17 protein-coding genes are annotated in these 18848 nt (G+C 75.8%); 6 read left to right on the top strand and 11 right to left on the bottom strand.

The window, feature by feature from the left end:
• Nucleotides 1-113: 113 nt before the first annotated feature.
• From ABTY40_RS07370 to ABTY40_RS07345, 6 genes are all read right to left on the bottom strand, one after another.
• A complete protein-coding gene (locus ABTY40_RS07370; RefSeq protein WP_352058820.1) occupies nucleotides 114-500 on the bottom strand; it encodes a hypothetical protein in 387 nt (128 codons plus the stop codon).
• 142 nt (nucleotides 501-642) lie between these two features.
• Nucleotides 643-2091 carry a peptidoglycan D,D-transpeptidase FtsI family protein gene (locus ABTY40_RS07365; protein WP_352058624.1) on the bottom strand — a complete coding sequence of 483 codons (1449 nt, stop codon included), beginning with the start codon at nucleotides 2089-2091 and terminating at the stop codon, nucleotides 643-645.
• Between the two features lie 104 nt (nucleotides 2092-2195).
• On the bottom strand, nucleotides 2196-2813 hold the full coding sequence (locus ABTY40_RS07360; protein WP_502990516.1) for a response regulator transcription factor: 618 nt from the start codon (nucleotides 2811-2813) through the stop codon (nucleotides 2196-2198).
• Nucleotides 2814-2851: 38 nt separating this feature from the next.
• Nucleotides 2852-4099, bottom strand: coding sequence for a sensor histidine kinase (locus ABTY40_RS07355; RefSeq protein WP_352058622.1), 1248 nt, complete (start codon nucleotides 4097-4099; stop codon nucleotides 2852-2854).
• Nucleotides 4096-5088 (bottom strand): hypothetical protein, encoded by a 993-nt coding sequence (locus tag ABTY40_RS07350; protein WP_352058621.1) that lies wholly within the window; start codon nucleotides 5086-5088, stop codon nucleotides 4096-4098. Before ABTY40_RS07350 ends, ABTY40_RS07355 begins: the two co-directional genes overlap by 4 nt.
• A 112-nt stretch (nucleotides 5089-5200) precedes the next feature.
• On the bottom strand, nucleotides 5201-5971 hold the full coding sequence (locus tag ABTY40_RS07345; protein ID WP_352058620.1) for an IclR family transcriptional regulator: 771 nt from the start codon (nucleotides 5969-5971) through the stop codon (nucleotides 5201-5203).
• 94 nt (nucleotides 5972-6065) lie between these two features.
• Here ABTY40_RS07345 and ABTY40_RS07340 point away from each other — a divergent pair, with 94 nt between their 5' ends.
• Complete coding sequence (locus tag ABTY40_RS07340) at nucleotides 6066-7565, top strand: aldehyde dehydrogenase (NADP(+)) (protein ID WP_352058619.1); 1500 nt, start codon at nucleotides 6066-6068, stop codon at nucleotides 7563-7565.
• A gap of 63 nt (nucleotides 7566-7628) precedes the next feature.
• Here the strand turns inward: ABTY40_RS07340 and ABTY40_RS07335 are convergent, their stop codons facing one another.
• Nucleotides 7629-8651 (bottom strand): zinc-dependent alcohol dehydrogenase family protein, encoded by a 1023-nt coding sequence (locus tag ABTY40_RS07335; protein ID WP_352058618.1) that lies wholly within the window; start codon nucleotides 8649-8651, stop codon nucleotides 7629-7631.
• 143 nt (nucleotides 8652-8794) lie between these two features.
• Between ABTY40_RS07335 and ABTY40_RS07330 the strand changes: the two genes are divergently transcribed.
• The 3 genes from ABTY40_RS07330 to ABTY40_RS07320 all read left to right on the top strand — a co-directional run bounded on the left by ABTY40_RS07330 (nucleotide 8795) and on the right by ABTY40_RS07320 (nucleotide 11400).
• A complete protein-coding gene (locus ABTY40_RS07330) occupies nucleotides 8795-9736 on the top strand; it encodes an AraC family transcriptional regulator (RefSeq protein ID WP_352058617.1) in 942 nt (313 codons plus the stop codon).
• A 237-nt stretch (nucleotides 9737-9973) separates the two neighbouring features.
• Nucleotides 9974-10477 carry a hypothetical protein gene (locus ABTY40_RS07325; protein ID WP_352058616.1) on the top strand — a complete coding sequence of 168 codons (504 nt, stop codon included), beginning with the start codon at nucleotides 9974-9976 and terminating at the stop codon, nucleotides 10475-10477.
• A gap of 212 nt (nucleotides 10478-10689) precedes the next feature.
• The gene (locus tag ABTY40_RS07320) at nucleotides 10690-11400 is read left to right on the top strand and encodes a DsbA family oxidoreductase (RefSeq protein ID WP_352058615.1); all 711 of its coding nucleotides are present in this window, start codon (nucleotides 10690-10692) and stop codon (nucleotides 11398-11400) included.
• Between the two features lie 588 nt (nucleotides 11401-11988).
• Here ABTY40_RS07320 and ABTY40_RS07315 read toward each other — a convergent pair.
• Nucleotides 11989-12486 (bottom strand): MarR family winged helix-turn-helix transcriptional regulator, encoded by a 498-nt coding sequence (locus ABTY40_RS07315; protein WP_352058614.1) that lies wholly within the window; start codon nucleotides 12484-12486, stop codon nucleotides 11989-11991.
• 113 nt (nucleotides 12487-12599) lie between these two features.
• Between ABTY40_RS07315 and ABTY40_RS07310 the strand changes: the two genes are divergently transcribed.
• Entirely contained in the window at nucleotides 12600-13667 is a 1068-nt protein-coding gene (locus ABTY40_RS07310) for an alkene reductase (protein ID WP_352058613.1), read from the top strand.
• Between the two features lie 84 nt (nucleotides 13668-13751).
• Here ABTY40_RS07310 and ABTY40_RS07305 read toward each other — a convergent pair whose 3' ends face one another.
• A complete protein-coding gene (locus ABTY40_RS07305) occupies nucleotides 13752-14855 on the bottom strand; it encodes a pyridoxal-phosphate-dependent aminotransferase family protein (RefSeq protein ID WP_352058819.1) in 1104 nt (367 codons plus the stop codon).
• Between the two features lie 119 nt (nucleotides 14856-14974).
• Here ABTY40_RS07305 and ABTY40_RS07300 point away from each other — a divergent pair, with 119 nt between their 5' ends.
• Nucleotides 14975-16060, top strand: coding sequence for an amidohydrolase family protein (locus ABTY40_RS07300; RefSeq protein WP_352058612.1), 1086 nt, complete (start codon nucleotides 14975-14977; stop codon nucleotides 16058-16060).
• Between the two features lie 28 nt (nucleotides 16061-16088).
• On the opposite strand, the gene ABTY40_RS07295 is transcribed toward ABTY40_RS07300, so the two are convergent.
• Both ABTY40_RS07295 and ABTY40_RS07290 read right to left on the bottom strand, forming a co-directional pair.
• Nucleotides 16089-16652 carry a GNAT family N-acetyltransferase gene (locus ABTY40_RS07295; RefSeq protein WP_352058611.1) on the bottom strand — a complete coding sequence of 188 codons (564 nt, stop codon included), beginning with the start codon at nucleotides 16650-16652 and terminating at the stop codon, nucleotides 16089-16091.
• Nucleotides 16649-18829, bottom strand: a complete 2181-nt coding sequence (locus tag ABTY40_RS07290; RefSeq protein ID WP_352058610.1) for a penicillin acylase family protein — start codon at nucleotides 18827-18829, stop codon at nucleotides 16649-16651. The genes ABTY40_RS07295 and ABTY40_RS07290 overlap by 4 nt, the downstream gene beginning before the upstream one ends.
• Between the last annotated feature and the right edge of the window lie 19 nt (nucleotides 18830-18848).

The raw sequence follows: 18848 nt of genomic DNA, 5'->3' as shown, positions 1-18848 counted from the left end.
GCCGTGCCCGCCCGTCTCCCTCCATGCTCCCCGCCGCCCGGTCGCCCCGCACCACGGAGACGGCCGTACGGCGGGCGGGACGGGCCGGGTCCGCCCGGGCCACGGGTCCCGGCTCAGGCCGCGGGGGCGCCGCGCCGCCTCTCGTACCGCAGCGCGGCGCCGGTCGCCAGCGCGCCGAGCCCTTCCCACAGGCCCACGCCCAAGAACCCGGCCGGGGCGCGGCCGGTCACGACGGCCAGGGTGAAAACGGCGCAGGTCAGCAGTCGGAACGGCACCGTCCAGCGGAAGAAGGCCTTCCAGTCGGCGAGCGCGGCCAGGAGGTAGTACACGCCCATGTTGAGCGCCGCCATCGAGGAGGCGGTCAGGAACACCAGGGTGTGGTCGCCCGCCGCCCGGCCGCCGGCCGGCACCGGCGCGAAGCCCATCACGGTGAGCAGCGCGTCCGGGACGGCCAGGCCCACCACACCGAGCACCGCGGCGAGCGCGCCGAAGACCGCCATGGTCCAGCCGGACAGGGAACGGGGCAGGCGCACGGCGGTCCTCCGCGGGATCGGGACTCGGTTCGAAAGCGTGCTCGGATGCCGAGCGCCACCCTGCATACCGTGTGACCGGCCCCCGGGGCCAATCCGGCCCAGGGTCACGTCACTTCAGGGCCGCCGCCATCATCTTCCGGGCCACCGGCGCCGCCAGGCCGTTGCCGCTGACCTCGGACCGGGCCGCGCCGGAGTCCTCGATCAGCACCGCCACGGCGACCTGCTTCCCGGTCGCCGGGTCCTTCGCGTACGAGGTGAACCAGGCGTAGGGCGTGCTGCTGTTGTTCTCGCCGTGCTGCGCGGTGCCCGTCTTGCCGCCGACCTCGACCCCGGGCAGCGCCGCGTTGGTGCCCGTCCCCCGCTCCACGACCGTCCGCATCGCCTCGCGCAGCTGCCGCGCGGTCGAGGCGGACACGACCCGGGTCGTGTCCCCGTCCCGGTACGTGGTGAGGGGGTCGCCGTCGGAGTCGACCACCTGCGCGACCATGTGCGGGGCGGCCAGCAGACCGTCGTTCGCGAGGACCGCCGACACCATCGCCATCTGCAGCGGGGTGGCCGTCACGTCGAACTGGCCGATGCCGGTGAGCGCCGTCTGCGCCGGGTCCATGCCCGAGGGGTAGACGCTCGCGTAGGCGCGGACCGGGACGTCCCGCTCGGTGTCGTTGAAGCCGAACTTCTCCGCCATGGCCCGCAGCCTGTCCTGCCCGAGGTCGGCGGCCATCTTCGCGAAGACGTTGTTGCAGGAGTACCGGAGCGCGGTGCGGATCGTGGCGTTCTCGCACGGTGCCGAGGCGTTCTCGTTCGGCAGCACCGTGCGGGTGTGGGGCAGGGTGTACGGGTCGGGGCTCGCCGTCGCCGTGTCCACCGAGGCGTACAGCCCCTCCTCCAGGGCCGCCGCGGCGACGACCAGCTTGAAGGTGGAGCCGGGCGGCAGCGGCTGCCGCAGCGCCCGGTTGACCATCGGCTTGTCCGGGTCACCGGTCAAATCCCGCCAGGCCTCCCCGTCCGCCGTCCCGGCGATCCGCGAGGGGTCGTAGGACGGGGTGGAGACCATGCCGAGGATCCGCCCGGTGGCCGGGTCGATCGCGACGGCCGCGCCCTTCTTGTTCCCGAGGGCCCGGTAGCCGGCCTTCTGCACCTCCGGGTCGATCGTGGTGAGCACGGTGCCCGGCTCCCGCTGCCGCCGGGTGAGCGCGTCCAGCGGGTTCTTCAGCCGGTCGTCGGTGCCGTCCAGGACGTCGGCGTAGATGCCCTCCAGCTGCGTGGCGCCGTACGCCTGCGAGCTGTAGCCGGTGACCGCCGCGTACAGCTCGCCGTCGGTGTAGGTGCGCTTGTACGCGAGATCGCCGCCCTTCGTCCTGGTCGAGCCGGTGACCGGCGTGCCGGCCACGACGATGTTCCCGAGCGGCTGACCGTACTGCGCGATCGTCTTCCGCCGGTTCTTCTGGTCGTTCGCGAGCGCCTTGGCCTCGTACGCCTGCACCCAGGTGGCCCGGCCGAGGAGGGCCAGCACCAGGAGCAGGGCGAAGACGGAGGCGCGCCTGATCGTCTTGTTCATCGCACCTGTCGGGACGAACGGGCCGGTACGGGGCGTTCCGGAATCCCCCGATTCTCAGCGAACCTTCATGTCCGCCCGGGCGCGCGGCCGGACCACGGCGGCGCTCAGCGCACCCCCACGAACCCCGACTCGTACGCCAGGATCACCGCCTGCGTCCGGTCCCGCGCCCCCGACTTCGCCAGGACCGCCGCCACGTGCGTCTTGACCGTCGCGGCCCCGACGCCCATCCGGTCCGCGATCTCCGCGTTGGTCAGCCCCTTCGCCACCAGCCGCAGCACCTCCGCCTCCCGCTCGGTGAGCCGCCCCACCCACGGCGGGGCCGCCGGCGGACGGCGCCGGGCGTGCTCGGCGGCCAGACCCCGGACGGCCGCCGGATAGAGCAGCGAGTCGCTCCGCGCCACCAGCCGCACCGCCGCCACCAGCTCCTCGGCCGCCGCCCGCTTGAGCAGGAACCCGGCCGCGCCCACGCGCAGCGCGTCGTACACGTACGCGTCGTTCTCGAAGGTCGTCACGACCACGATCCGGGGCGGGTCCGGCATCCCGCCGAGGATCTGCTCGGTGGCCCGGATGCCGCCGACCTCCGGCATCCGCACGTCCATGAGGACCACGTCCGGCCGGCGCTCGCGCACCACCGACACCGCCTCGGCACCGGTGGACGCCTCCCCGACCACCTCCAGGCCGGGCTCCGCGTCGAGGATGACCCGCAGGGCCGTCCGCACCATCCGCTCGTCGTCGGCCAGGACGATCCGGACCGGGGCGCTCACCGGGGGATCCTGACCGCGAGGCGCCACACGCCGTCCACCGGTCCGGCCCCGGCGGTGCCGCCGAGCAGCCGGGCCCGCTCCGCGACACCGCGCAGGCCGTGCCCGCCGCCGGGCCGGGTGACCGGCGGCCGGCCGGACAGGGGGTTCTCCATGGTGATCTCCACTTCCTCGTCGTGGACGCCGACCCGTACCGTCACGGGCGCGCCGCGGGCGTGCCGGGCCGCGTTCGTCAGGCCTTCCTGGACGATCCGGTACGCCTCCCGGGACAGCGCCTCCGGTACGCCGGCGGGGGCGCCGGTCACGGTCAGCGCCACGTGTGGCCCGGCCCCCCGCACCAGCGCCTCCAGGGCGTCGAGCCCCGGCCCCGGTCCGGCCCCGCCGGGCTCGTCGGGGTCGCCGCGCCGCAGCAGGCCGAGCACCCAGTCCAGCTCCCCGACGGTGCGCCGGGTGGTCTCCTCGATCGCGGTCAGCGCCTCCCGCACGAACTCCAGGTCCGTGCCCCCGGCCTCCAGCACCCGGCGGGCCGCGCCCGCCTGCAGGGTCACGGCGCTCAGGGCGTGACCGACCGAGTCGTGCAGCTCCCGGGCCAGCCGGTTGCGCGACTCGGCCTCGGCGGCCCGCCGTTCCGCCGCCACGAGCCGGTCCGCCGGACTCGGTCCCAGCAGCACGGGCGCCAGCTTCGCGAGCAGGGCCCCGGCGGCGGCGGCCACGGCGGCGAGCGCGAGCAGCATCAGCAGCCCGGCCGGCAGCGCCGCCCAGACCCAGCCCGCCCGGTCCAGGCCCCAGAAACGCCCGAGTTCGGACCGCCGCAGGCCCGGGGAGAACGGCAGCGCCGCCACCGCCACGGCGAACGGCGGCAGTGCCAGCGTCGCCCCGGCGACCAGCGCCCCGGCCCCCACGTGGAGCGTGAACCAGCCCGCCGCCCGGGCCTTCGCCTCCCGGCCGCGCGCCGGACCGTCCGCGAACCGGTCCGCCGGCACCCCGCACAGCGCCCGCGCCGCCGCCACCGACAGCGGCCGGGCGGCGGGGAACAGCGCGGTCACCGCCGCCGGCGGCAGCCCGACGGCGTACGCCCCGAGTTGTACGGCGAGGCTGCCCGAGAAGAGGCCCGGCGCGCCCAGCAGCGGCCCCGTCACCACGGTGCCGACCAGCCAGTACGGCATGAACAGCGCGCCGCCCAGGATCAGATGCAGCCACCGCAGCCGCGCCCGCTGCCCGAACAGGGCGTCCGCGCACCGCCTCACGCCTCGGCGCTCCGCCGCCGCAGGAGGACGGCCACGCACGCGGCGAGCAGGAACCCGGTGATCATGTCGCCAGCGTAGGTCAGGCGGGTCAGCGCCGTGACCGCCGTGTCCGGACCGGTCTCCGGCAGCAGCGAGACCAGCGACAGGTAGGCGCCCCAGCAGCCGACCGCGGCCGAGGCGGTCCAGGCCACGGCGAGGGTGGAGCGCACGCGCCACCGGGCCGGGCGCCGCAGCACGAGGAGGAGGGCGGCCGTGACGGCGAGGACGAGGAAGGCGAACCGCTGCGCCTCCAGGACGTGGAAGTCGGCGTCGCGACCGGCGATCTGCGCCGGGGACAGGCCCGTGTCGGCACCGCACAGCCACAGCAGGTGGACGCTCGCGGGGAACAGCGCGAGCAGCGCTCCGGCCGCGGCGGCGGCCCGGACCCCGGGCCCGCCGAGCCGGGCGGACAGGTCACCGAGCCGGCCGCGCCAGACCCGGCCCCAGCGGTCCCTGGCGTACAGCGCGAACAGGGTGCCGAGGGCGACACCCTGGAGAATGAACCCGCCGTAGACGACGGCGAACACCCAGGGCTCCAGGAACGGCTCGCTCGGCGCGGCGGCCCGCTCGTCGCCGGTGAGGAGGCCCGCGAGGAGCTGGGCGGGATAGCCGGTCATGATCGGGACGAGGAGGCCGGTCGCCGCCCACATCGGCGGGGCGAGCAGCCAGGCGGGCACCCGGCGGCCCCAGGCCTGGGTGAGCAGCAGGGCGAGGACCACCACGAGGACGTCGGCGGCCACGGTGAGCGCGTTGACGCCGGCGAGCAGCCCGCGGTTCTCCAGGAGCACGCTCCCGGCCGGGATGCCGGTCTCGCCGCCGGCGATCCAGACGGCCTTGAGCGAGACGTACGGGACGCAGGCGGCGACCGCGAGCGCGCGCAGCGCCCGGCGGGCGGGGCCCGGACGGGTGCCGGAGGAAGCGGCGGCGGGGGTGAGGGACGGGATCGTCATGGCTTCACGCTCCCGCGCCGGGGCCCGCCCGCGCCTCCTGCCCACCGGTGAACCGCCTCCGCCGCGCGGGGGAGACGCCTCTCCGACCCCCGGGGGTGGCGGGCGCCGCCGGTCAGAGGCGGCGGGTGGCGAGGGTCAGCCGGTCCCGGGCGTCGAACAGGGCGTCCTTGATCATCTGCTCGTGGGCGGGGGTGAGGCGCGCCACCGGCACCGAGCAGCTGATCGCGTCCCGCGCCGGGGTCCGGTAGGGGATCGCGACACCGAAGCAGCGCAGCCCCAGCGTGTTCTCCTCGCGGTCCACGGCGAAGCCCTGCTCACGGATGACACGCAGCTCCTCGATGAGCCGCTCGCGGTCGGTGATCGTGTGCTCGGTCAGCGCGGGCAGGGTCTCCGGCAGCAGCTTGCGCACCTGCTCGTCGGTGTGGGTGGCGAGCAGTGCCTTGCCGAGCGAGGTCGAGTGCGCGGGGAGCCGGCGGCCGACCCGGGTGAACGGCCGCAGGTAGTGCTGGGACTGGCGGGTCGCAAGGTACACCACGTTGGTGCCGTCGAGGCGGGCCAGGTGGATGGTCTCGGTGGTGTCGTCGGAGAGCCGGTCCAGGGTGGGGCGGGCGGCGGCCACCACCTCGTCGCCGTCGATGTACGAGGTGCCGACGAGCAGGGCGCGGACGCCGATGCCGTACCGGGTCCCGGTGGAGTCGGTCTCCACCCAGCCCAGCTCGACCAGAGTGCGCAGCAGCATGTACAGGCTGGACTTGGGGTAGCCGACGGCCTCCTGGACGGCGGCGAGCGAGTGCATGCCGGGGCGGCCCGCGAAGTATTCGAGCAGCTCCACGGTCCGCACCGCGGACTTCACCTGTGCCCCACCCGCGTCTGCAGTCGCCATGACCCTCGCCCCTCTTCCGTTGTCCGTATAGAGTCCCGCACAGATGCGTTCATCTACGGGAACTGTGTTCAGAATAGCGAACAGGGGCGTAGTGGTGGCAGCAGAACCAGTGTGGAGTGTGGACCCCCGGACGGGGAAGCCGCGCGAACAAGTCGCCGTCGAGGCCGCGGCCGGGGAGGTCGACCGGGCCGTACGCGCCGCCCACGGCGTCCGCGACAGCCTGGCCGACCGGGCCGTACGGGCCGGCCTCCTGCGCACGGCGGCCGACCTCCTCGACGAGGCCGGCGAGCAGGTCGTCGCCACGGCCGACGCCGAGACCGCCCTCGGGCCCGTCCGCCTCACCGGCGAACTCGCCCGCACGACCGCCCAGTTGCGGTCCTTCGCGGAGGTCGTGGAGGAGGGCTCCTACCTCGACGTGCGGATCGACGCGCCCGACCCGGACGCGGTGCCGCCCCGGCCCGATCTGCGCCGCATGAAGATCCCCCTCGGCGTCGTCGCCGTCTACGCCGCCAGCAACTTCCCGCTCGCCTTCTCCGTCCCCGGCGGCGACACCGCCAGCGCCCTCGCCGCCGGCTGCCCGGTGGTGATCAAGGCCCACCCCGACCACCCGGCCACCTCCGAACTCTGCGCCTCCCTGCTGCGCCGGGCCGCCGTCAAGGCCGGGCTGCCCGAGGAGGTCGTCGGCCTGGTCCACGGCTTCGACGCGGGCGTCGCACTCGTCCGCCATCCCCTCGTGGCCGCCGCCGGGTTCACGGGTTCGGTACGCGGCGGGCGGGCCCTCTTCGACGCCGCCGCCGCCCGGCCCGTCCCCATCCCCTTCCACGGCGAACTCGGCTCCCTCAACCCGGTCGTGGTCACCCCGGCCGCCGTCGAGGAGCGGGCCGAGGAGATCGGCGCGGGCCTCGCCGCCTCCATGACGCTGGGCGCCGGGCAGTTCTGCACCAAGCCGGGCTTCGTCCTCGCCCCCGGCGGCGAGGCGGGCGACCGCCTCCTCGACGCCCTCACCGAGGGCGTCGCCGCCGCCGGCCCGGCCGTCCTGCTCGACCACCGGATGCGGGACGCCTTCGTCGCCGGGACGGCCGAACGCGCCGCCCTCGACGGTGTGGAGGCGCCGGTCGTGCCCGGCGCGGCCGGACAGCACACCGTCGGCGCCGGCGTCCTCACCGTCGACGCGGCCCGTCTCGCCGGGGAGGACCACGCGCTCCTCCTGGAGGAGTGCTTCGGCCCGGTCACCGTCGTCGCCCGCTACACCGCCCCCGAGGAGGCGCACGCCGTCCTCGGCCGGCTGCCGGGCAACCTCACCGCCACGCTGCACACGGCGGAGGCCGGCGAGGACGACACCGCCGCCCCCTTCCTCACCGCCCTGACGCCGCTCGCCGGCCGCGTCCTCGTCAACGGCTGGCCCACCGGCGTCGCCGTCGCCCCCGCCCAGCACCACGGCGGCCCCTACCCGGCGACGACCTCCACCGCCACCTCCGTAGGCGCCACCGCCGTCGAACGCTGGCTCCGCCCGATCACCTACCAGTCCACCCCGGACCACCTGCTCCCGCCGGAGCTCCGGGACGGCAACCCGCTGGGGATCCCGCGCCGCTGACGGCGACGGGGGGCGCGGTACGGGGGGCGGCGGCCGGCCGCCGCCCCCGCACCGTCCCGTCGCTCAGTGCCGTACCCGCAGCACGATCTTGCCGGTGTGCGTGCCGGACTCCATCAGCCGGTGGGCGTCGGCGATCCGCTCCAGACCGTCGAAGGTCTCGGCGATCACCGGCGCCAGGGAGCCGTCGCGCAACCCCGAACCGATGAACCCTGAGGCCCGGCGGCGCCCCTCCGCGGTCCGGGCCAGCGCCCCGTTGGCGTACGTGTGCGTGGTCTGCGGCCAGTTCCGCGACAGCGTCACCGGCCGCGGGTCCTGCCAGCCGTACAGCACGGCGCCGCCCCCGGGCCGCAGCGCGTCCCCGAGCGCCGCGAACCCGGGACCCCCGATCGCGTCGAAGACGAGGTCGGCGCCCGCCCCGCCGGTGATCCCGCGCACCGCCGCCGTCACGTCCTCGGTCTCCGTGACCACCACGTGCGCGGCCCCCAGGTCCAGGAGCGCCTTCCGCTTGGCCTCGCCCCGGGTGGTGGCGATCGGGACCGCCCCGATCCGCAGCGCGGTCTGCACCGCCGCCGTCCCCACCCCGCTCGAGGCGCCCGTGATCACCACGTGCTGCCCGGGCAGCAGTCCACCGGTCTCCACCATCCCGCCGTACGCGGTGAAGTACGTCAGCCAGACCGCCGCCGCCGTCACCGCGTCCACCCCCTCGGGCCGGGCCACCAGATACTCCTCCGGCAGCACCACCCGCTCCGCGTGCACCCCGTGCACGCCGAAGTCGAAGTTGGCCGCGGCCATCACCCGGTCACCCGGGGCGTACGCCGTCACCCCCGCACCGACCGCCTCGACCACCCCGGCCGCCTCGTACCCGAGCCGTGACCCGGGCAGCGTCGGGGCGTAGTAGTAGGTGCCGGAGCGGAAGAGGGCGTCGGCCCGGTTGAGGCCGACCGCGTCCACCCGGACGAGGACCTCCCCGGGGCCCGGCGCGGGCAACGGCACCTCCTCCACACCGAGCACCCCGGGGCCGCCGAGCTCGTGGAACAGCACCGCGCGGGTCGTCGTACCGGTCGTCGTGAACTGTGGGGTCGTCATGCCACGACCGTAGGCAGCGGGACCGGGACGATCCATGTCCTCCCGGCTCCCGGACATGTCCGATCGTCTCGCGCCACGGGACGGGCGGGCGGACGGCGAACCGGCGGCGGGGGGCGGCGCGGGCGGTTCGGTACGGTGCCGGGATGGACGTACTGAGCGATGCCATCGCCGCCATGCGCACCGGGCGCCCCCACTCCTCCCGCACCGTCCGTCTCGCCCCCTGGGGCTTCCGCTTCCCACCCGGCAAGGGCGCCGGCTTCCACGTCGTCCTCCAGGGCACCGCCTGGCTGCTGCCCCCGGACGACACCCCGCCCGTCCGGCTCGGCCCCGGCGACGTCGTCCTCCTCGCCCACGGCACCGGCCACGGTCTGGCCGACCGGCCCGACACCCCGCTCGTGGACGCCGTGCCCGCGCCGGACGGCTCCTGGCCCACCCCGCCGGACCGCGGCCCCGTCGGCGGCGAGGAGACCCTGCTGCTCTGCGGCGCCTACCAGTTGGACCGGGACCGGGCGCACCCGCTGTTCACCGACCTCCCGCCGTTCGTGCACCTCCCCGCCCGGGTCGGCGCCCACCACCGGCTGCGCGCCGCCGTCGACCTGCTCGGCGCGGAACTCGCCGAACCCCAGCCCGGCGCCGACGCGGTGGTCCCGGCCCTGCTCGACACGCTCCTGCTGTACCTGCTCCGCACCTGGTGGCTCACCGAACGCGCCGACCTCACCACCGGCTGGTCGGCCGCCCTCGCCGACCCCGCCGTCGCCGGGGCCCTGCGAGCCCTCCACGAGGACCCCGCCCGCCCGTGGACGGTGGAGGAACTCGGCGCCCTCGCCGGCCTGTCCCGCGCCGCCTTCGCCCGCCGGTTCTCCGCCCTCGTGGGCCGGGCGCCGCTCGCGTACCTCACCTGGTGGCGGATGACGACGGCGGGCCGCCTGCTGCGCGCCGGCGACCTCCCGCTCCGCTCCGTCGCCGGGCGGTGCGGGTACTCCTCGGAGTTCGCCTTCGCCAAGGCCTTCAAGCGCCAGTACGGGGTGGCACCCGGCCGCTACCGCAGGGGCACTGCACCCGCCGGGCCCGTTCCCGCGTCCTGACCTTCGCGAACCGACCCGTGGCGGGGGATCAACAGGCCTCGTGTGCCAGGGCCTCGAATTCCGGCCTCGGCATGGTGCCTCGCAGGGTCAGAACCCCGGGCCCGACGGGGCGGCGGAAGCGGGACCGGCCACGGGCGTGGCAGCCCCCGCCCCGCCGAACGCCCTTGCCACATGGCGATCATCGCAGGCAGGGTGCCACCTGTGGCGAGTACCGCCCCGGCACCAGGGAGACCTCACATGGCCGACTGCTATCCGTACCGCATCGTGACCGCGGAAGGGCACCTGACGCTGGTCTGGCGGCCCGGAGAGGGCGATGCCCCCGACGAGTTCGCCGTCGGCGGCCTCGGGGAACTCCTCGCGTTCCCCGACCCCGCGGCCGTGCGGGAACACTGCGACCGCACCGGAGGGGAGCTCGTCCCGGAGGGGGAAGCCACCCTCGACCTGGAGGCCGTACGGCGATGGGCGGAGCGTCCCGGCCGCGGCCCGGTCCCGGCAGGACTGCTGCTGGACGCGTGGAACTTCTTCGACGACCTCTCCCACAGCCTCGGGGCCGGACCGCCGCTCCCCTCCCGGGGACCGGTCCCCGACAGCGCCTACGAGAAGCTCTTCGGCGGTGTCGCCCCCGAACCGGCCCCCGGCGGGGGAGTCTGGACGGACGAGGAGACCGCGGCCCTGCGCGCGCTCGTCCGCGCGGGCCTGGACCTCTGGGAACGGGCCTTGCACCGGTCCGGCACCGGCTGAACCGATCCACGGCCGGCCGCACGGAGCGCGCCCGCCTTCCGCGCGCGAGCAGCGCGTAGGGCACCGTGAGGCGTCGCTTCGGGACAGGGGCCCCCGTACCCCCGCCACCTGGTGCTCCGCCTCACATTCGGCGCCGGGACGGAATGAACCGGCAGGCCGGTGGCGTTCCGTCGCCGTCAAGACCACCGCCGACCCTCCCGGAGAGAACCCCCATGCGCGTCGAGATCTGGAGCGACATCGCCTGCCCCTGGTGCTACATCGGGAAGGCCCGCTTCGAGAAGGGGCTCGCGGCCTTCGCCCACCGCGACGAGGTGGAGGTCGTGCACCGCTCCTTCGAGCTCGACCCGAACCGGGCCAAGGGGGACACCGCTCCCGTCCTGGAGATGCTGGCGACGAAGTACGGCCGCACCCTGGAGGAGGCCCGGGCCATGGAGGAGCACGTCGCGTCCAACGCGCGCTCCGAGGGGCTCGGCTACCGCACCGAGGGCCGCGACCACGGCAACACCTTCGACATCCACCGCCTGCTCCACCTGGCCCGGGACCGGGGCCGCCAGAACGAGCTCCTGGACCTGGCCTACCGCGCCAACTTCGCCGAGGAGCGCTCGGTGTTCGACCCCGGGACCCTGGTGGCGCTCGGCGTGGAGGCCGGGCTCGAGGAGGCCGAGGTCCGGTCCGTGCTCGCCGACGAGTCCGCCTACGCCGACGCCGTACGGGCCGACGAGCGGGAGGCCGCCGAACTGGGCGCCAACGGGGTGCCGTTCTTCGTCCTCGACCGCCGCTACGGCATCTCCGGCGGCCAGCCCGCCGAGGTGTTCACCCAGGCTCTGGAGCAGGCCTGGCAGGGCCGGGCGCTCCAGCCCGTCGGAGGCGGCGACGCCGAGGCCTGCGGCCCCGACGGAGCCTGCGCGGTCCCGCAGTCCTGACGCCCGCCGCCACCTGCTGAGCCGGGACCGGCTCGGGATTCCCCGTGGAGCGGGCCGATCGGCGGCCTCCCGCGGGGAATTCATGGTGGGCCCATGGACTCGGGGGCGACCTCAGGACCCGGTTCGTGGCCCCTGGAGCGGCTCGCCGACTCCATCGGCCCCGGGGACCGCGCTCGTCGCCTTCGCGGCCGTCCGGTCGGCGGACGGCCGCACGGCCGACCTCGCCGCCGTCCGGGCCGCCGCGGCCCCCCGAAGAGATCGGGGCCGGCCGGATCGGGACCCACGCCCGGGACCTCGTGGCCCGCTTCCGCGCCGGTCTCGCCACGATCGGCAGGGCCGCGGTCCCCGCTGACTCCCCGGACGTCGCCGTTCCGGGTCTCGGGCACGGGCGGACGCCCTGCGGGAGGCGGGCGTGCTGCTCTCCTCCCGGGCGGGCCACCTGCGGGCCTCGTTCCACCTCTACAACACCTCGGCGGACGTGGACCGCGCCCTGGACGTCATCGCCGGCTGACGGGCAAGCGGCCCGGGGGCGTCACCGGGCGCCCACCGGCGCGGCCCACCCCCGGGCCCACCGGCCCCGTCCGCCGCTCAGCACGCGTCCGTCTCGCCCGCCTCCGCCGCCTCCGCCGCCAGGTTCTCCGCGAGGACGCCCAGGAGCCGGGCCAGTTCCCCGCTCTCGGCCGGGGTGAGGCCCGCCAGGGAGGTCTCCTCCAGATCGGACCAGGCGCCCTCGACGCCGGCGCGCAGGGCGTGACCCTTCTCCGTGGCCTCGACGAGGACGGCGCGCCGGTCGGCGGGGTCGGGGCCGCGGCGCACGTACCCGCACTGTTCGAGCCGCTGGAGCATCTTCGTCACGGTGGACGGGTCGACGCCGAGGAACCGGATCAGTTCGGACTGGCGGGCGGCGCCGCTGTCCCAGAGGCGCATCATCATGAGCTCCTGCCCGGGGTAGAGCCCCAGGTCGCGCAGCCGCCGCCCCATGGCGATGCGGTGCATGCGGGAGACCCGGGCCAGGGTGTGGCCGACGGGGCCGCCGCGCGCCGCGGACGGCAGGGACGCGGGACAGGCGGCTTCGTTACCGGACATCGGGGCTCCTCGGGTGGCTCACCCCCAGATTACCTTGGTCGGCCAATCAATCGGTTACAGTGGCACCGGCCCATTTAGTTGGCCGACCACATATCTATGTGAGGGGAACCGTCATGCCCACTGCCTTCGACCCCGTCGACCTCGCCGGAACCCGCCTCGCCAACCGCATCGCGATGGCGCCCATGACCCGCAGCCGCGCCGACGGCGCGACCCGCACCCCCACCCCGCTCGTCGCCGAGTACTACGCCCAGCGCGCCTCCGCCGGCCTGATCGTCACCGAGGGCGTCCAGCCCGTCCCCGGGGGCCAGGGCTACCCCGACACCCCCGGCCTCCACAGCCGGGAGCAGATCGCCGCCTGGCGCGAGGTCACCGACGCCGTCCACGCCCGCGGCGGCCGGATCTTCGCCCAGCTGATGCACGCCGGCCGGATCGGCCACCCCGACCTCCTCGACGGCGACCTCCACCCGGTCGGCCCGTCCCCCGTCGCCGCCGCCGGCCAGGTCTTCACCCACGAGGGCCCCAAGGACTTCGTCACCCCGCGCGCCCTCACCGGCGCGCAGGTCCGCGAAGCGATCGACGGGTTCGCCGCCGCCGCCCGCAACGCCGTCGAGGCCGGCTTCGACGGCGTCGAGATCCACGGCGCCAACGGCTACCTGATCCAGCAGTTCCTCGCCTCCGGCTCCAACCACCGCACCGACGAGTGGGGCGGCCCGGTCGAGCACCGCATCCGCTTCGCCACCGAGGTCGTCAAGGCCGTCGCCGCCGAGATCGGGCCCGAACGCACCGGCCTCCGCGTCTCCCCAGCCGGCACGGTCAACGACATCGCGGAGACCGACACCGAGGAGATCTACCAGGCCCTCCTCGCCGCGATCGAGCCCGCCGGCATCGCCTACCTCCACGTCCTGGAGACCGGCCCCGAACGCCGCCCGCTCACCCTCGACCTGCGCAAGCGCTTCGCCGGAGCCTTCGTCCTCAACCCGGCCACCGAGGGCCCCACCGGCGCCGAGTCCCTCGCCCTCGTCGAGGACGGCACCGCCGACCTGATCGCCTTCGGCCGCCTCTTCATCGCCAACCCGGACCTGCCCGCGCGGCTGCGCGCCGGAGGCCCGTACAACCCGCTCGACGAGACGACGATGTACGGCGGCGACCACCGCGGCTACACCGACTACCCCGCCCTGTAACCGGGTTCGTTCGCCAGGGGCCGGGACCCGGGTACGCGACGGGGCGGGGCCCGGACACCGGACCCCGCCCCGTCCCCGTACCGCCTACGCCGCCCAGGCCTCCGTCACGGCCCGGCGCGCGCCCTCCAGGTCCACCGGGCGGCCCGACTCGCCGAGCGCCGCGCCGAGCGCCGCGAGGGAGGACTGCACCGCGCCCGGAGTCGCGTCCACCCCGTAGTGGTTGACCCGGATCATCTCGCCCGACAGCGCGCCGCCGCCCGCGATCAGCGGCAGCGACGGGTCGGCCGCGAGTGCCTTCGCCACCAGCTCCGCCGCGTCCACCCCGGCCGGGGCGCGCAGCGTCGTCGCGACCGGCGCCGCGTCCTTCGCCTCGTACACGTACGGCTCGATCCCGCCGCCGAGCGCCAGCGCACCCGCCCGGGTCGCCGCCGCGGCGGAGGCGTGCCGGGCCATCAGCGCGTCCAGGCCCTCCGCCTCGATCCGCTCCAGACAGGCCTCCAGGGCCAGCATCTCCAGCTGGGCGGGGGCGTGCAGCAGCGCCTTGCGGCCGCCGTCGATCCAGCGCTCCTTCCAGTCCAGGAGGGAGAGGTACGAGCGGCGCGGAGCCGCCGGGTTGGCGGCGAACCGCTCCCAGGCCCGCTCGCTCACCGACACCGCCGAGACGCCCGCCGGGCCGCCCATCGCCTTCTGCGCGCCGATGATGCACATGTCCACGCCCCAGGCGTCCGGCAGCACCGGCTCCGCGCCGATCGACGCCACCGCGTCCAGGTAGAACAGCGCGCCGTGCGCCCGCACGACCTCGCCGATCTCCGCGACCGGGTTGGTGTTGCCGGTCGCCGCCTCCGCGTGCACCAGGGACACGAAGTCGATCTCCGGGTGCTCGGAGAACGCCCGCTCCACCTGCTCGGCCGTGACCGCCGTGTGGAACGGCACCACCAGGTCGACCACGGTCGCGCCGCAGTCCCGCAGCCAGTTGCCGAAGGTCTGCCCGTACGGACCCGTCACCACGTTCAGCGCCGTCGAACCGGCCCGCGCCCCGCTGCGGATGCACCCCTCCAGGGGCAGCAGCGCCTCGCCCTGGGTGATCACCACGTCCTGCCCGGTGGAGAGCAGCGCGGCCACCCGGCGCTCGATCGACGTGAAGTGCGCGGCGGTCAGCGGGGCCAGGTCCAGGAGCGGATGTGTCACGGTCACGGTGGTGCCTTCTCGACTCGGTGCGGCGCGGGCCCGTGGCGGGACCCTGTCCCGCACAGGTTACCGAGCGGCACCCGTCCCGCCCCGCGCGGCCGCCCTCGTACAGTGCAGGCATGAGCGATCACGTGGTGCTGCATGTGAAGGGGCGGGTGCTCGTCGGCCCGGAGGACGTACGGGACGAACTGTGGTGCGTCGGCGGGCGGATCACCTTCGACCGGCCCGCGGCCGAGGCGGTGACCGTCGAGGGCTGGGCGCTGCCCGGGCTCGTCGACGCCCACTGCCACGTCGGCCTGGACCGGCACGGACCCGTCGACGAGGTCACCAGCGAGAAGCAGGCCCTCACCGACCGGGACGCCGGCACGCTGCTGATCCGCGACGCCGGTTCGCCCTCCGACACCCGCTGGATCGACGCCCGCGACGACCTGCCGAAGATCATCCGCGCCGGCCGGCACATCGCCCGCACCCGCCGCTACATCCGGAACTACGCCCACGAGATCGAGCCCGCCGACCTCGTCACCTACGTCGGCCGGGAGGCGCGGCGCGGCGACGGCTGGGTCAAGCTCGTCGGCGACTGGATCGACCGCGAGGCCGGCGACCTCACCGCCTGCTGGCCGCGCGCCGAGGTGGAGGCGGCCATCGCCGAGGCGCACCGGCTCGGCGCCCGCGTCACCGCGCACTGCTTCGCCGAGGACTCGCTGCGCGACCTCGTGGAGGCCGGCATCGACTGCGTCGAGCACGCCACCGGGCTCACCGAGGAGACGATCCCCCTCTTCGCCGAGCGGGGCGTGGCCATCGTCCCGACCCTGGTCAACATCGCGACCTTCCCGCACCTCGCCGACGGCGGCGAGGCGAAGTTCCCCCGCTGGTCCGCCCACATGCGCCGGCTCCACGCGCGCCGGTACGACACGGTCCGCGCCGCCTTCGACGCCGGCGTCCCGGTCTTCGTCGGCACCGACGCGGGCGGCTCCCTCGCCCACGGTCTGGTCGCCGAGGAGGTCGAGGAACTGACCCGCGCCGGCATCCCCCCGGTCGACGCCCTCTCCGCCACCACCTGGGCCGCCCGCTCCTGGCTCGGCCGTCCCGCCCTGGAGGAGGGCGCCCCGGCCGACCTCGTCGTCTACGGCGAGGACCCCCGCGCGGACGTCCGCGCCCTCGCCGCCCCCCGCCGGGTCGTCGTCAACGGACGGATCGTGGCGTAGGGGGTGCCCCGGACACAAGGGCCGGGCGTCAGGGGCGGCTGAGGAAGGCCAGCCGGGCCTTCTTCTCCGGGATGAAGACCTCCGGCAGGTCCACCTCCGGCAGGACGACCTCCGGGCCCGGCTCGAAGCCGGCCCGCACCATGCGGGCGATGGCCTTCTCGTTGGCCGCGTCGGGCTCGATCACGATCCGGGTGTGGTCCTTCAGGCAGAAGTCGACCAGCGCGGTGAGCAGCCGCCCGGTGAAACCGGGCTCGCGGGTGGTCCCCGGGGCGACGAGGAGGTGGACGCCGATGTCGCCGGGCCGCACCTCGTAGCACTCGCTCACGCGGTCGGCCGCCGGGTCGTACGTCTGGAAGAGGCAGACCGGCTCGTCATCCCGCAGGACCAGGAAGCCGTGGTGCGTCGTGAGCGAGTCCAGGTGCGCGTAGATGTCCCGGACCTGCTCGACGGTGGTGCCGACCATGCCCCAGAAGCGGGCCCGCTCCTCGTTGACCCAGCCGTGCAGCAGCGGCGCGTCGCGGTCCGGTTCGATCGGCCGGACGGTGACGGTGCCGAGACCCTCGACGGTCTGCACGTGTACGGGGGTGGTCATCCCTGCTCCTTGGTGAGGTGGTTCCAGTCGGTGGTGACGGGGGCGAGTTCGCCCCGCAGCCACAGGGGGAGCTGGTCGCGGTGGTGCGGGTCGCCGGGCACTCCGGACGCCCCGAACGGCACGATCCAGCCACTGCGTTCGCGGTCCGCGAGGTCCCAGACGTAGCGGGCCGCGGAGGCGCGGGCGCTCCGGTCCGTGTAGCCGGGCACGCTGGAGGTCGAGAACACGCAGTCGTGGTCACCGCCGAGTCCCGGCCACACCGCGTCGTCGGGTTCGGGCAGCGCCTGCCAGGGGGCGAGCCGGTGCGTGGTGCCCCAGGCGGCGGGCGGCTCACCGGCCGCGACCTCCGCCAGTGCCTCGCGCACGATCCGGTCGACGTCGGCGGGCGGTACGGGACCGGAGACGAGCAGCGTCTCCAGGGCCAGTCCCACCCGGGGCCCGAGCGCCAGCCAGGGCCGGAACAGCTCGGGGTACGGGGCCGGTTCGCGCAGCGCCGCGAAGGCCTCGTGGGCGGCCAGGCGCCGGACGACGGCGCCGCGCACGGCCGCGTAGAGGCCCGCGTCGGTGCTGTCGGCCTCCATCCGCCGGTCCCAGCCGAGCAGCCGGTCCCGTACGGCCGAGGCGCCGGGGGAGAGGCCCTCCCCGGCGCGCCGCACCGCCTCCAGGAGCGGGGCGGCAGAGGGGGTGTCGGTGTCGCGGTGGACGGCGGCCGTCGCCTCGGGGGTCCAGGCGTCCGACGCGCTCAGCAGCGCGTCGATGCGGGCGGCCCGGTGGGGTGGCGCGAACTCGACGCCCAGCGGTGCGGCGAGGCCCCGGGCGTTGGCCATCACGGCGTGGCCCCGGACCTCGGCGCGGGGGAGCGGCGCGGGCCCGGGCGCCCACGCGTGGGCCGGGTCCCAGGCCGGTACGAGCCGCAGGGAGTTGCGACGGTCGCGTACGGGGACGTGGCCGGCGACCCGGTGCAGGAGGCCGCCCCGGGTGTCGGCGGCCTGGACGACGTTCACCGGCTCGACCCAGCGGTCGAGCGCGGCGTCCACGTCCTCGACGGTGCGGGCCCGGAGCAGCGCGGGCAGGGCCCCGAAGCCGAGCTCCCCGGTGACGCGGGGCGGGTACCGCAGGCTGACGGCCTCCCACTCGCCGGGTCCGGGCGGCGCGAGGGCCCCGCCGCGCGGGGCGCCGCCGTCCCCGGCGGGTCGCGCGCCGCCGGGCCGGTCGCCCCCGGTTCCGGAGCCAGCGGTCCCGGCGGCCCCCGGGCCGTCCTCCGTGCCGATGATCACCGGGCCCCGGTCCGTCTCGATGACCTCGACGGTGACCGGCTCGCCGTCCAGGACCGTCACCGTCTCGCGGTGGGCCGTGGCCGGGCGCCAGCCGTCCGGGCCGAGCGCCTCCACGCTCCCGTCGGGGAGCCGTCGGAGCCGCTCGCGGTACAGGTCCTGGTAGTCGGCCATGGCGTTGGTGATGGCCCACGCGACCGGGCCCGCGTGGCCGAAGTGGGCCAGGCCGGGGACGCCGGGCACGGCGAGGCCCACGACGTCGTACGCGGGGCAGGCGAGCCGGATCTGCTGGTAGACGCCCGGCGCCTCGATGAACCGGTGGGGGTCGCCCGCGACCAGCGGGGCGCCGCTCGCGGTCCGCTCGCCGGCCACCACCCAGCCGTTGGATCCGGCCGTGCCGGGGCCGTCGGCCGCGAAGAGTTCGGTCCACTCCTCGCCGAGCCGGCGGGCGACCTGTTCCCGCCACAGCTTGGTGGGGAAACCGGCGAAGAGGATGTGGGTGGAGAGCCAGACGGCGAGCGGGGTCCACGGCTCCCACCGGCCGGGGGCGAGCCCCGTGGCGGCGAACTCGGGCGCCCGCTCCGCGCCCTCGGCGAGGCCGTCGTTGACCCCGTCCACGTACGCCCGGACCCAGGCCGCCGCCGGGGCGTCGGACTCCTCGAGCCGGGCGAAGCAGCGGCGGGCGGTGTCCGCGAGCCGGGCGCGCCGGACGAAGGTGTCCCAGCCGATCTCCGCGGCGCCGAGGAACGCGGCCGTCGTGCCCTGGGCGCGGTGGCGCTCGACCTCCAGCTGCCAGGCCCGGTCGCGGGCGGTGACCCGTCCCTGGGCGAAGGCGAGTTCCTCCGGGCCGGCGGCGCGCAGATGAGGGACGCCCCAGGCGTCCCGGTAGACCTCGATGCTCACGCCAGACCCCGATCCCGTC

Source organism: Streptomyces sp. NPDC126503 (assembly GCF_040302405.1).
Lineage (GTDB): Bacteria > Actinomycetota > Actinomycetes > Streptomycetales > Streptomycetaceae > Streptomyces > Streptomyces gulbargensis.
Note: the sequence above shows the minus strand (reverse complement) of the source record. Positions and strands in the feature narration are given on the sequence as shown.